Here is a 13,162-nt window from a genome sequence, read left to right as displayed (position 1 = left end):
CTCGTCGACGCCGAGCGCTGCACCCACACCCACATGGTCCCCACCCAGTTCCACCGGCTGCTCGCGCTGCCGCAGGAGGTGAAGGACCGCTACGACGTGTCGTCCATGCGGCACGCCATCCACGGCGCCGCGCCCTGCCCCGACCACGTGAAGCGCGCCATGATCGAGTGGTGGGGCGGCTGCGTCGAGGAGTACTACGCGGCGAGCGAGGGCGGCGGCGCCTTCGCCACCGCCGAGGACTGGCTGAAGAAGCCCGGAACCGTCGGCCGGGCCTGGCCGATCAGCGAGCTCGCGGTCTTCGACGACGACGGCAACCGGCTGCCCCCGGGCGAACTCGGCACCGTCTACATGAAGATGAGCACCGGCGGATTCTCGTACCACAAGGACGAGGGCAAGACCCGCAAGAACCGCATCGGCGACTTCTTCACCGTGGGTGACCTGGGCGTGCTCGACGAGGAGGGCTACCTCTTCCTGCGCGACCGCAAGATCGACATGATCATCTCGGGCGGCGTGAACATCTACCCCGCCGAGATCGAGTCGGCGCTGCTCGCCCACCCCGCCGTCGCCGACGCGGCCGCCTTCGGCATCCCGCACGACGACTGGGGCGAGGAGGTCAAGGCCGTCGTCGAGGCCGCGGACGGGTACGAGGCGGGGGAGACGCTCGCCGCCGAGATCCTCGCGCACTGCGAGCAGCGGCTCGCGGGCTACAAGCGGCCCAGGACGGTGGACTTCATCGAGGTGATGCCGCGCGACCCCAACGGCAAGCTGTACAAGCGCCGGCTACGCGACCCGTACTGGGAGGGGCGCACCCGGGCCGTGTGACGCGCGGCCCCGGAGCCGTGACGCGGAGGGCGACGCCGCGCCCGCGTGTCTTGACCCCGGGGCCGGCACCGCTGAGGATCGCGCCATGACGAGCTCACCGGCAGCACAGGCCACGGCCAGCACCGTCGACGGGGTGCTGCGGCGCAGCGCCCGCCGCACCCCGCACCGCCTCGCCCTGCGCCACGGCGCCCGCGCCTGGACCTACGCGGAGCTGGACGACGCCGTGTCGCGCGCGGCCGGAGTGCTCGGCGCCCTCGGGCTCGCGCCCGGCGACCGGGTCGGCGCCTACGGGCACAACTCGGACGCGTACCTGATCGGCTTCCTCGCGTGCGCGCGGGCCGGCCTCGTGCACGTCCCCGTCAACCAGAACCTGACCGGCGAGGACCTCGCCTACCTGGTGCGCCAGTCCGGCAGCTCCCTGGTCCTGACCGACCCCGACCTGGCGGCCCGCCTGCCCGAGGGGGTCCGCACCCTCGCCCTGCGCGACGCGGACGACTCGCTGCTCGCCCGCCTCACGGACGCCGCCCCGTACGACGGTCCGGCGCCCGCGGCGGACGACCTCGTCCAGCTGCTCTATACCTCCGGCACCACCGCCCTGCCCAAGGGCGCCCGGATGACGCACCGCGCCCTCGTGCACGAGTACGTCAGCGCGATCCACGCTCTCGGCCTCGCCGCGACCGACCGCCCGGTGCACGCGCTGCCGCTCTACCACTCGGCGCAGATGCATGTCTTCCTGCTGCCCTACCTGGCCGTCGGCGCGACGAACACGATCCTCGACGCGCCCGCCCCCGGCCCGATCCTCGACCTGGTCGAGGCGGGCGAGGCCGACAGCCTGTTCGCGCCGCCCACCGTGTGGATCGCCCTGTCCCAGGAGCCCGGTTTCGCCACCCGCGACCTCGGCGGGCTGCGCAAGGCGTACTACGGGGCCTCGATCATGCCGGTACCGGTCCTGGAGCGGCTGCGCGAACGGCTGCCCGGCCTGGCCTTCTACAACTGCTTCGGGCAGAGCGAGATCGGCCCGCTGGCCACCGTGCTCGGCCCCGACGAGCACGAGGGCCGGATGGACTCGTGCGGACGGCCCGTCCTGTTCGTCGAGGCGAAGGTCGTCGACGAGGACGGCAAGGATGTGCCCGACGGGACCCCGGGCGAGGTCGTCTACCGCTCCCCGCAGCTCTGCGACGGCTACTGGGACAAGCCGGAGGAGACCGAACAGGCCTTCCGCGACGGCTGGTTCCGCTCCGGGGACCTGGCCGTGCGGGACGCCGAGGGCTACTTCACCGTCGTGGACCGGGTGAAGGACGTCATCAACTCCGGCGGGGTCCTGGTCGCCTCGCGTCAGGTCGAGGACGCCCTCTACACGCACCCCGCCGTGGCGGAGACCGCGGTCGTCGGGCTGCCGGACGAGCGCTGGATCGAGGCGGTGACCGCCGTCGTGGTGCGCGGCGCGGAGGTCACCGAGGCCGAACTCCTCGCCCACGCACGCGAGAAGCTCGCCCACTTCAAGGCGCCGAAGCGCATCGTCTTCGTGGACGAGCTCCCGCGCAACGCGAGCGGAAAGATCCTCAAGAGGGAGCTCCGGGACCGCTTCGCGGCCGGGTGAGCGAGGCGGCCGTCAGCGGGCGTCGCGCAGGTCCACGATCCGCCTGATCTTGCCGACCGAGCGCTCCAGGGTCTCGGGGTCGACGATCTCCACGGACACCGTCACACCGACCCCGTCCTTCATGCCGGCGGCGATCGCCCGCGCGGCGGCCTCCCGCTCGTCCGGCGTCGTGTCCGCGCGGGCCTCCGCGCGGACCGTCAGGGCGTCCATCCGGCCCTCGCGGGTCAACTGCAGCTGGAAGTGCGGCGCGACGCCCGGCGTGCGCAGCACGATCTCCTCGACCTGCGTCGGGAAGAGGTTCACCCCGCGCAGGATCACCATGTCGTCGCTGCGGCCGGTGATCTTGTCCATGCGGCGGAACGCGGGCCGCGCCGTCCCCGGCAGCAGCCGGGTCAGGTCCCGGGTCCGGTAGCGGATCACGGGCATCGCCTGCTTGGTGAGCGAGGTGAGGACCAGCTCGCCCTGCTCCCCGTCCGGCAGCACCTCGCCCGTGAGGGGGTCCACGATCTCGGGGTAGAAGTGGTCCTCCCAGAGGTGCAGCCCGTCCTTGGTCTCCACGCACTCCTGCGAGACGCCGGGGCCCATCACCTCGGAGAGGCCGTAGATGTCGACCGCGTCGATCCCGGCGCGCTCCTCGATCTCGCGCCGCATCTCCTCGGTCCACGGCTCCGCGCCGAAGACGCCGACCCGCAACGACGTGCTGCGCGGGTCCACGCCCTGCCGCTCGAACTCGTCGAGCAGGGTCAGCATGTACGACGGGGTGACCATGATGATCCCGGGCTTCAGGTCCTGGATCAGCCGCACCTGGCGCGAGGTCATCCCGCCGGACGCCGGGACCACCGTGCAGCCGAGCCGCTCCGCCCCGTAGTGCGCGCCGAGACCGCCCGTGAACAGGCCGTACCCGTACGCCACATGGACCGTGTCCCCGGGGCGGCCGCCCGCCGCGCGGATCGAGCGCGCCACCAGGTCCGCCCACGTGTCCAGGTCGGCCTGGGTGTACCCCACGACCGTCGGCAGGCCGGTCGTGCCGCTGGAGGCGTGCAGCCGGCGGACCTCGGAGCGGTCCACGGCGAACATCCCGAACGGATAGTTCTCCCGCAGGGCGGCCTTCGTGGTGAACGGGAAGCGGGCGAGGTCCGCGAGCGAGGTGCAGTCCGCGGGACGGACCCCCGCCGCGTCGAAGGCCTCGCGGTAGTACGGCACCCGCTCGTACACCCGGCCGAGGGTCTCCCGCAGCCGCTCCAGCTGCAGCGCCCGCAGCCCGGGCGCGCCCATCAGCTCGCCCGCGTCCCAGCCCTGCGTGTTCGAAGCCCTCGACGTCATCGTCCGCACTCCCGAAGTCCCGACCGATCATTCGGTTGATCTCTCGGCCTCAGTAATTCAAGCCGGGGCCGTCCCCGTCAAGAGATCCGGCGGTGCGGGTTGTCGCGCGCCTCCAGGACGTACGGCGTGGTCGTGCCCAGGGCCACGAAACCGAGCCGCTCCAGGATCGGCCGGCTGTACGGCGAGGCGTCCACGTGCACGTAGGTGTATCCCTGGTCGGCGGCGATGCGGGTGCGGAACGCGACCAGGGAGCGGTAGATCCCGCGGCCCCGCCAGGCCGGCACCGTGCCACCGCCCCACAGGCTGACGAAGTCGGTGCCCGGGTGCAGCTCGAGCCGGGCCGCGCTGACCGGCTCGTCCCCGGCCAGCGCCACCACCGCCGCGGCCCGGCCCGGGTGCTGCGCCAGCTGGGAACGGAGCAGGTGCCCGATCACGGAGCGGTCGCTCTCGAAGGCCTGGTCGTGGACCTTCTCGACGAGCGCGACCTGCGCCTCCTCGGTCACCGGGAGCAGCCGCACCCCGTCCGGCGGCGGCACGTCGAGCGGCAGGCTCGCGGTCTCCGCGACCAGGAGCGCCTCTTCCTCCTCGGCGGTGAACCCGGCCGCCGTCAGGCGCGCGGGCAGGTCGGCGGGCCGGTCGTGCCCGTACGTCTTCCACTCGACGTCACGGCCGGCCGCGCCGAAGTACCGCACCTGCTCGGCGATCGCCGCGTCGGCGCTCTCCTCGTCGAGGTCCGACCACAGGATTCCGCTCCAGCCGCCGGGCGGGCCGACCTGGCGCAGCACCCCCGCCGTGCGCTCCGTCCGTGCCCCGTCCTCGTCGGGCCGCGCCTCGCGCCGCATCTGCCGGTCGTACAGTTCCCGCACCGCTTCTGCATCCATGCGGTCACCCCAGCACCGGCGCCGGGCGGCGGCAACCGGGTTTCACCGGGGAAGGGGCGGATAGTTTCCTGATTGCGCAAGAGATAAAGTTGCGGGCATGGACGCAGAGGAGCTCCCCGAGCACGGAGCGGAAGAGGCGATGCTGGTCGGCGGTCCCGCGGACGGCGTGCGGGTGCACGTCACCGACCGCCCGCGGGTGCTGCAGGTGAGCCGTCCGTGCGCACTGCCCGCGCCGGCCGACGGGTTCCGGATCGACGCGCAGTACGTCTACCGGCGCATCCTGAACGGACGGTCGCAGCCGCTGCGGTACGGGTACGACAGCGCCAGTCCCTGAGCCGTCCGCGCTACCCCGCGGACTCCGCCGCCACCGCGCGGGCCCAACGGTAGTCCGCCTTGCCGCTCGGGGAGCGCTGGATCCGGTCGGTGACGACCAGCTGCCGGGGGATCTTGTACCCGGCGAGACGGGTGCGGCAGTGGGTCTGGAGGGTGTCGAGGCTGAGCGCCGGGGCGCCGTCGCGCAGCTGGACCACCGCGGCGACGTGGTTGCCCCACGTGGCGTCCGGGACCCCGGCGACCAGCGCGTCGTAGATGTCGGGATGCGACTTGAGGGCCTGCTCGACCTCTTCCGGGTAGACCTTCTCGCCCCCGGTGTTGATGCACTGCGAGCCCCGTCCGAGCACCGTGACGATGCCCTCCTCGTCGACGGTCGCCATGTCGCCGAGCAGCACCCAGCGCGCCCCGTCGTGCTCGAAGAACGTCTCCGCGGTCTTCTTCGGGTCGTTGTAGTAGCCGAGCGGCACATGGCCGCGCTGCGCGAGCCGGCCCACCTCGCCGGCCGCGACCGGCCGGTGCGTCGCCGGATCCACCACCTGTGTGCGGACGTTGACCCGCAGCCTGAAGCCCTGCCCGGCGCCGGAGCCGTCGGTCGCGGTGCCGTTGAAGCCGGACTCGGACGAGCCGAAGTTGTTCAGGAGCATCACGTCGGGCACGAGGGCCTGGAAGGCGGCGCGCACCGAGTCCGACATGATCGCGCCGGACGACGAGACGCTGAACATCGACGAGCAGTCCGTGCCCCGCAGCGGTCCCTCCAGCGCGTCGATCAGGGGCCGCAGCATCGCATCCCCCACCAGGGACATGCTGGTGACCTTCTCCTTCTCGACCGTGCGCAGCACCTCCTGCGGCACGAACTTGCGGTGGATCACGATGCGCTGGCCGAAGTTGAAGCCGATGAACGCGGTGAGTGTGGACGTGCCGTGCATCAGCGGGGGAGTGGGGAAGAAGGTGATGCCGTCCCCGCCCGCCGCCACCCGCTCGGCGAGCTCCTCGGGCCGGGTCACCGGCTCCCCGGTCGGCGCGCCGCCGCCGAGCCCGGAGAAGAACAGGTCCTCCTGGCGCCACATCACGCCCTTCGGCATGCCGGTGGTGCCGCCGGTGTAGATGATGAACTGGTCGTCGGCGGAGCGGGGCGGGAAGCCGCGCTCGGCCGAGGCCGCGGCCTCGGCGTCCGGGAGCTCGACGGCCTTCAGCGGGGGTGCGTCCGGGCCCGGCGTCCCCACCCGGACCAGGTGCCGCAGCTTCTCCGTGCGCGGCAGCGCGGCCGCCACGCGGTCGGTGAACTCGGCGTCGAAGACCAGCGCGACCAGATCCGCGTCCCGGTAGAGGTAGACCAGCTCCTCCTCCACGTACCGGTAGTTGACGTTCACCGGGACGACCCGCGCCTTGAGGCAGCCGAGCACCGTCTGGAGGTACTCGACGCCGTTGTAGAGGTGGAGCCCGAGGTGCTCGCCGGGCCGGATGCCGCTGTCGATCAGGTGGTGCGCGACGCGGTTGGCCGCGGCGTCCAGTTCCGCGTAGGTCAGCCGGCGCTCGGCGCCGGTGCCCGGGTGGTCGACGTAGACGAGGGCCTCGCGGTCGGGGACCACGTCGACGACCGACTCGAACAGGTCGGCAAGGTTGTACTCCACCGCTCCTCCTGACCGTGGCACCGTCTCGTGTGCCGGTCATCACAGCAGAGACGCCAGGAAGGCGGAAGGGCCCGCACACAAGAAATCTGACTACCTGTCAGAAAACTCTTGTGCCGGTACGCGCCCTCCTGCAACCTGTTCTCGTTCCGAGGGCTTCGGGGCCTTCGCGCCCCGGTCGACTGGAGGGCAGTCATGGGCGGTACCGAACATCTCGACGTACGGCGCGAGGGCGCGACGCTCGTCCTCACGCTCGACCGGCCGGAGGCCAGGAACGCGCTGTCGCTGCCGATGCTCGTCGGGCTCCACGACGGCTGGCTCGAGGCCGACGCCGACGACTCCGTCCGCTCGATCGTGCTGACCGGGGCCGGCGGCGCCTTCTGCGCCGGCATGGACCTCAAGGCCCTGGCGGGCCGCGGCATGGACGGGGATCAGTACCGCGACCGCATGAAGGCCGACCCCGACCTGCACTGGAAGGCGATGCTGCGCCACCACCGGCCGCGCAAGCCGGTCATCGCCGCCGTCGAGGGCGCCTGCGTCGCGGGCGGCACGGAGATCCTCCAGGGCACGGACATCAGGGTCGCGGGGGAGACCGCCACGTTCGGACTCTTCGAGGTGCGCCGGGGGCTGTTCCCGATCGGCGGCTCGACGGTGCGGCTGCCCCGGCAGATCGCGCGCACGCACGCCCTGGAGATGCTGCTCACCGGACGCCCCTACACGGCCGCCGAGGCCGCGGCGATCGGGCTCGTCGGCCGCGTCGTGCCCGAGGGGACGGCGCTCGACGCGGCGCTGGAGATCGCCGAGCGGGTGAACGCGTGCGGGCCCCTGGCCGTGGAGGCCGTCAAGGCCTCCGTGTACGAGTGCGCCGAGCTCTCCGAGGCGGACGGGCTCGCGGCCGAACTGAAGCGGGGGTGGCCCGTGTTCGACACGGCCGACGCCAAGGAGGGCGCCCGCGCCTTCGCCGAGCGCCGCCCCGCCGTCTTCCGCCGCGCGTAGCCGTCCGCATCCAGGGGCGCGGGGAACTGCGCGCGACCGGCCCACCACCGGGCCGCACCCGACCACGACACCCGACCGACGCCCCCGCACAGAAGGAGACCCGCGCCATGACGACCAGCCCCCGACCGGAGGTTCTCCGCGCACCCCTGATCGTGGAGTTCCCCTTCACCCGCTCCCTCGGCCCCGTGCAGAGCGCCTTCCTGACCGGACTGCGCCACTGCGTCCCCCTCGGCGTCCGCACCTCGGCCGGCCAGGTCCTCGTCCCGCCCGTCGAGTACGACCCCGACACCGCCGAGGAACTCCGCGACCTCGTCGAGGTCGCTCCCACCGGCACCGTCACCACGTGGGCGTGGAACCACGCGCCGCGCCGCGGCCAGCCGCTCGACACCCCGTTCGCCTGGGTCCTCGTCCGGCTCGACGGCGCCGACACCGCCCTTCTGCACGCCCTCGACGTGCCGGGCCCGGACGCCGTCCGTACCGGCCTGCGCGTCCGCATCCGCTGGGCCGCCGAACGCGAGGGCGCCATCACCGACATCGCCTGCTTCGAACCGGCCGACGACACGGAGCCCGCGGCCGGTGAAGCCGCCCCGCACGACGGACAGTTCGCCGACATGGTCACCGGCATCGTGGCCCCCGCCCGGCTCGACTACACGTACGGTCCCGGCGGCGCCCAGAGCCGGTACATCAACGCGCTCGCCGACCGCCGCACCGTCGGCGAGCGCTGCCCCTCCTGCCACAAGGTCTACGTCCCGCCCCGCGGCGCCTGCCCCACCTGCGGCGTCGCCACGACGGACCAGGTCGAGGTCGGCCCGGCCGGCACCGTCACGACGTACTGCATCGTCAACGTCAAGGCGAAGAACCTCGACATCGAACTCCCCTACGTCTACGCCCACATCGCGCTCGACGGCGCCGACCTCGCGCTGCACGGCCGCATCGCCGGGATCCCGTACGACGAGGTGCGGATGGGACTGCGCGTCGAACCCGTGTGGACCGAGGGCGGCCGCTACCCCGACCACTACCGGCCCACCGGCGAACCGGACGCGGACTACGACACGTACAAGGAGCTGATCTGAGATGCGGCCGCCGATCAGGGACATCGCCGTCGTCGCCTTCGCCCAGAGCGACCACCGGCGCACCACCGACGAGATCTCGGAGGTGGAGATGCTGATGCCGGTGCTGCACCAGGTGCTCGACGCCACCGGCCTGCGGACCAGCGACATCGGCTTCACCTGCTCGGGGTCGAGCGACTACCTCGCCGGCCGCGCCTTCTCGTTCACCATGGCCCTCGACGGCGTCGGCGCCTGGCCGCCCATCTCCGAGTCCCACGTCGAGATGGACGGCGCCTGGGCGCTGTACGAGGCGTGGACCAAACTCCTGACCGGGGACGCCGACACGGCGCTCGTCTACTCCTACGGCAAGTCCTCGCCCGGCTCGGTGCGCGACGTGCTCACCCGGCAGCTCGACCCGTACTACGTCGCCCCGCTGTGGCCCGACTCCGTCGCGCTCGCCGCCCTCCAGGCCCAGGCGCTCGTCGACGCGGGGGAGACCGACGAGCGGGCCCTCGCCGGGGTCGCCGCCCGCAGCCGCACGGCCGCCAGCGCCAACCCGCACGCCCAACTGCGCGGATCCGGCGTGGCGCAGGGCGACTACGAGGTCCGCCCGCTGCGCACCGGCGACTGCCCGCCCGTCGGGGACGGCGCCGCCGCCGTGATCCTCGCCGCCGGCGACCGCGCCCGCGACCTGTGCGAGCGGCCCGCCTGGATCCGCGGCATCGACCACCGCATCGAGGCGCACAGCCTCGGCGTGCGCGATCTGACCGACTCGCCCTCGGCCCGGCTCGCCGCCGAACGGGCCGGCCTGTTCGAACGGCCCGTGGACACCGCCGAACTGCACGCCCCGTTCACGTCCCAGGAAGTCGTCCTGCGCAAGGCGCTGCGGCTCGGCGACGACGTCGACGTCAACCCCTCCGGCGGCGCGCTCGCCGCCAACCCCGTCATGGCCGCGGGCCTCGTGCGCATCGGTGAGGCCGCCGCGCGCATCCACCGCGGCGGCTCCGACCGCGCACTCGCCCACGCCACCTCCGGGCCCTGCCTCCAGCAGAACCTGGTCGCCGTACTCGAAGGGGAGGACCAGCGATGAGCCCCGCCACCCACAAGGAACCCGTCGCCGTCGTCGGCATCGGCCAGACCCACCACGTCGCCGCCCGGCACGACGTGTCCCTCGCGGGCCTGGTCCGCGAGGCCGCCCGGCGCGCCCTCGACGACGCCGAGCTGACCTGGGCCGACATCGACGCCGTCGTCATCGGCAAGGCGCCCGACTTCTTCGAGGGCGTCATGATGCCGGAGCTCTACCTCGCGGACGCGCTCGGCGCCGTCGGCAAGCCCATGCTCCGCGTCCACACCGCAGGCTCGGTCGGCGGCTCGACCGCGCTCGTCGCCTCGAACCTGATCGCGGGCCGGGTCCACGGCACCGTGCTGACCCTCGCCTTCGAGAAGCAGTCCGAGTCCAACGCCATGTGGGGACTCTCCCTGCCGATCCCCTTCCAGCAGCCGCTCCTCGCGGGCGCCGGCGGCTTCTTCGCCCCCCACGTGCGCGCCTACATGCGCCGCACCGGCGCGCCCGACACCGTCGGCTCCCTGGTCGCCTACAAGGACCGGCGCAACGCCCTGAAGAACCCCTACGCCCATCTCCACGAGCACGACATCACCCTGGAGAAGGTGCAGTCGTCGCCCATGCTCTGGGACCCGGTCCGCTACTCCGAGACGTGCCCGTCCTCCGACGGCGCCTGCGCGATGATCCTCACCGACCGCGCCGGAGCGGCCCGCGCCCCGCACCGGCCCGCGTGGATGCTGGGCGGCGCGATGCGCAGCGAGCCCACCCTGTTCGCGGGGAAGGACTTCGTGTCCCCGCAGGCGGGCAAGGACTGTGCCGCGGACGTCTACCGGCAGGCGGGCATCGCCGACCCGCGCCGCGAGATCGACGCCGTCGAGATGTACGTGCCGTTCTCCTGGTACGAGCCCATGTGGCTGGAGAACCTGGGCTTCGCCGCCGAGGGCGAGGGCTGGAAGCTCACCGAGTCGGGCGTCACGGAGCTCGACGGAGACCTCCCCGTCAACATGTCGGGCGGCGTCCTGTCCACGAATCCGATCGGCGCCTCCGGCATGATCCGCTTCGCCGAGGCGGCGCTCCAGGTGCGCGGCCGTGCCGGGGAACACCAGGTGGACGGGGCCCGCAAGGCCCTCGGGCACGCCTACGGCGGAGGCTCGCAGTTCTTCTCCATGTGGCTGGTCGGAGCGGAGCCGCCGACGAACTGAACACCGGCTCGCTGCGCGGCCTGTGCGGGGGCATGACCGGTCGCTAGGCTGGCGCACGGACGACGAACCGGGAGGAGCACGGACGTGGCCGAGAGCACCATCGACCAGCACCCGCTCGCGGGGTGGGACAAGCCGGACCTGGACCTGAGCGGCGCGGACTGGCGGTCGAGCAGCAAAGGGCGGGGAGATGTCCAGATCGCCTTCGTCGAGGGCTTCATCGCGATGCGCAACAGCGGCAGCCCGCAGAGCCCCTCGCTGATCTTCACCCCCGCCGAGTGGGGCGCGTTCGTGCACGGCGCCCGTGAGGGCGAGTTCGATCTGACCTAGGGCGTTCCCCGGAGGTGCCCCGCCGACCGGGGGCCCGGCGACCGGGGTCCCGCCGACGGGGATCTCGCCGCGACACGTGACCTTCGGCCCTGTCCTGTGGTGGCCCGATGAGCGAGCCTGGCCACAGGAACAGCCGGTCTAACAGGGCGCGGCCACCGTGCCCGGTGTCGGAGGCGAGACCAGATGAGCACGCCGAACCCCCTGCCCGTCGTCGCCGCGGTCGACGGGTCCGACGACAGTGCACGGGCCCTGGACTGGGCGCTCGGCGAGGCCCTCCGGCGCGGGACCGGGCTGCGCGTCCTGCACGTACGCCAGTACGCGCCCGCGCTGCAGCCCGGCGTCCTCGTGGCCGGGACCGAGCCGCCCCCGGACGAGGACCGCGTGATCGAGGCGGTCCGCGCGGACCTCGCGGGACGCGCGGACCTGCCGCCCGTCGAGTACGTCAGCCGCGAGGGACTGCCCGCGGACCTGCTGCCGCAGGAGAGCGCGCAGGCGCAGATCCTCGTGATGGGCTCGCGGGGACGCGGCGGCTTCGCCAGCCTGGTCCTCGGGTCGAACGGCATCGCGACGGCCCGGGACGCGCACTGCCCCGTCGTCGTCGTGCCCCGGCCGGACCGCGGGGTCGCCTCCGACGCCCCGGTGCCGGACGGGCGGCGCGTCGTCGTGGGCCTCAAACCCGACGCCCCCGACGCGGACACGCTCGAGCACGCCTTCGCGCACGCCGCCCGCAGCGGCGCCCGGGTGCAGGTCGTCGTGGCGTACCCGTGGCCGGTGCTCGCCTGGTCGGCCTTCGGCGACTTCACCCCCACCGTGCAGGACCAGGAGGCCGCCGAGCGGGAGACGCTCGCCCTGGCGAACGAGCAGACCGAGGCCCTGCGCACGGCCCACCCCGGCGTGGCGGTCGAACTCCACGTCGCGCCGGGCGACGCGGCCGGTCACCTCGTCGACGCCTCGCGCGAGGCCGAGCTGGTCGTCGTCGGCCGTCACCGCCGTCGGCTCACCCGCCCGGCACCGATGCTCGGCTCCGTCACCCACGCCGTCCTGCTGCACGCGGCGAGCCCGGTCGTCGTCGTCCCGCCCGCGCCCGAGGAACCGGCGGACGACCCGGGCGACGGCCAGGGCTGAGCCGTCAGCGCAGCACGACGCAGCCGCGCCCGGTCAGCTCGTCGAGCAGGCCGGGCGCGACACGTACGTCGTTCCACCGCAGGTCGAGCTTCTCCAGTGCGGGCAGCTCGGCGACCCAGCCGGGCAGCCTGCGCAGCCGGTTCCCGCGCAGGTCGAGGCGGCGCAGCCGCGGCAGCCCCCGCAGCACCTGCGGCACGGCCTCGAACGCGTTGTCCCGCAGCTCCAGCTCGCGCAGCTCGGTCAGGTGTCGCACCCCGTCGGGGAGCGCGGTCAGCCCGTTGCCCCGCACCCACAGTTCGCGCAGCGCGGTGAGGGCGCCCAGGCCCTCCGGCAGCGCGGTGAGCCGGTTGTGCCCGGCACGCAGTTCGACCAGACCCCTCATCGCGCCGAGCGTCGAGGGCAGCGCGGTCAGCCGGTTCTCGCCCACGTTCAGGTACGCGAGCCGGTCGAGGGCACCGAGCGTGTCCGGCAGCGCGGTCAGCCGGTTGTCGTGCAGGTACAGAAAGCGGGTCAGCCCCGTCAGCGCGCCGATCTCGGCCGGCACCGAGGGCAGCAGATTGTGGCCCAGGTCCAGCGTGTGCAGCCGGGTGAGCGTGCCGATCCGGGCGGGCAGCCGCGTGAGCCGGTTGTCCGCGAGCAGCAGCACCTCGGCGTCCGTGCGCCGCCACACCTCGTCGGGGACCGTGTCCAGACCCGCGCGCCAGTGGTCGACGACCGTGGCCGGACGCGCGGGGCCGTCGCCGGAGTCCGCCGCGTCGTTCACGGCCACAGCTGCTGCGTCCGCCAGCCACCGGTGCGCTCGCGCCGGTAGAC

At 73.3% G+C, this 13,162-nt stretch carries 13 protein-coding genes; 9 read left to right on the top strand and 4 right to left on the bottom strand.

From position 1 onward, the window contains the following. Both GTW43_RS21905 and GTW43_RS21900 read left to right on the top strand, forming a co-directional pair. Positions 1-822: AMP-binding protein (locus GTW43_RS21905; RefSeq protein WP_161303718.1), on the top strand; the 822-nt coding region annotated here is incomplete at its 5' end. A gap of 85 nt (positions 823-907) precedes the next feature. Then, on the top strand, positions 908-2,422 hold the full coding sequence (locus GTW43_RS21900; RefSeq protein WP_161303717.1) for an acyl-CoA synthetase: 1,515 nt from the start codon (positions 908-910) through the stop codon (positions 2,420-2,422). Between the two features lie 12 nt (positions 2,423-2,434). Here the strand turns inward: GTW43_RS21900 and paaK are convergent, their stop codons facing one another. Continuing rightward, a complete protein-coding gene (paaK, locus tag GTW43_RS21895; protein WP_161303716.1) occupies positions 2,435-3,745 on the bottom strand; it encodes a phenylacetate--CoA ligase PaaK in 1,311 nt (436 codons plus the stop codon). Positions 3,746-3,822: 77 nt separating this feature from the next. Beyond that, positions 3,823-4,626, bottom strand: a complete 804-nt coding sequence (locus GTW43_RS21890; RefSeq protein WP_161303715.1) for a GNAT family N-acetyltransferase — start codon at positions 4,624-4,626, stop codon at positions 3,823-3,825. A 97-nt stretch (positions 4,627-4,723) separates the two neighbouring features. On the opposite strand from GTW43_RS21890, the gene GTW43_RS21885 reads away from it, so the two are divergent. Continuing rightward, positions 4,724-4,960, top strand: coding sequence for a hypothetical protein (locus GTW43_RS21885; protein WP_161303714.1), 237 nt, complete (start codon positions 4,724-4,726; stop codon positions 4,958-4,960). A 10-nt stretch (positions 4,961-4,970) separates the two neighbouring features. Here the strand turns inward: GTW43_RS21885 and GTW43_RS21880 are convergent, their stop codons facing one another. Continuing rightward, positions 4,971-6,590: an acyl-CoA synthetase gene (locus tag GTW43_RS21880; protein ID WP_161303713.1), complete on the bottom strand. Its 1,620-nt coding sequence runs from the start codon at positions 6,588-6,590 to the stop codon at positions 4,971-4,973. A 192-nt stretch (positions 6,591-6,782) separates the two neighbouring features. Between GTW43_RS21880 and GTW43_RS21875 the strand changes: the two genes are divergently transcribed. The 6 genes from GTW43_RS21875 (at position 6,783) to GTW43_RS21850 (ending at position 12,349) form a co-directional block, all read left to right on the top strand. After that, positions 6,783-7,583 (top strand): crotonase/enoyl-CoA hydratase family protein, encoded by an 801-nt coding sequence (locus tag GTW43_RS21875; protein WP_161303712.1) that lies wholly within the window; start codon positions 6,783-6,785, stop codon positions 7,581-7,583. Between the two features lie 107 nt (positions 7,584-7,690). Beyond that, the gene (locus GTW43_RS21870; protein WP_161303711.1) at positions 7,691-8,656 is read left to right on the top strand and encodes an OB-fold nucleic acid binding domain-containing protein; all 966 of its coding nucleotides are present in this window, start codon (positions 7,691-7,693) and stop codon (positions 8,654-8,656) included. Position 8,657: 1 nt separating this feature from the next. After that, complete coding sequence (locus GTW43_RS21865) at positions 8,658-9,722, top strand: thiolase domain-containing protein (protein WP_161303710.1); 1,065 nt, start codon at positions 8,658-8,660, stop codon at positions 9,720-9,722. Next, positions 9,719-10,897, top strand: coding sequence for a thiolase domain-containing protein (locus GTW43_RS21860; RefSeq protein WP_161303709.1), 1,179 nt, complete (start codon positions 9,719-9,721; stop codon positions 10,895-10,897). Before GTW43_RS21865 ends, GTW43_RS21860 begins: the two co-directional genes overlap by 4 nt. An 84-nt stretch (positions 10,898-10,981) precedes the next feature. Next, positions 10,982-11,224 carry a DUF397 domain-containing protein gene (locus GTW43_RS21855; RefSeq protein WP_161303708.1) on the top strand — a complete coding sequence of 81 codons (243 nt, stop codon included), beginning with the start codon at positions 10,982-10,984 and terminating at the stop codon, positions 11,222-11,224. Positions 11,225-11,407: 183 nt separating this feature from the next. Then, positions 11,408-12,349: a universal stress protein gene (locus tag GTW43_RS21850; RefSeq protein WP_161303707.1), complete on the top strand. Its 942-nt coding sequence runs from the start codon at positions 11,408-11,410 to the stop codon at positions 12,347-12,349. Positions 12,350-12,353: 4 nt separating this feature from the next. Here GTW43_RS21850 and GTW43_RS21845 read toward each other — a convergent pair whose 3' ends face one another. Further along, on the bottom strand, positions 12,354-13,112 hold the full coding sequence (locus GTW43_RS21845; RefSeq protein ID WP_161303706.1) for a leucine-rich repeat domain-containing protein: 759 nt from the start codon (positions 13,110-13,112) through the stop codon (positions 12,354-12,356). Positions 13,113-13,162 lie beyond the last annotated feature (50 nt).

The organism is Streptomyces sp. SID5785, from assembly GCF_009870065.1.
Taxonomy (GTDB): domain Bacteria; phylum Actinomycetota; class Actinomycetes; order Streptomycetales; family Streptomycetaceae; genus Streptomyces.
This window is presented reverse-complemented; position numbering and strand designations above follow the sequence as displayed.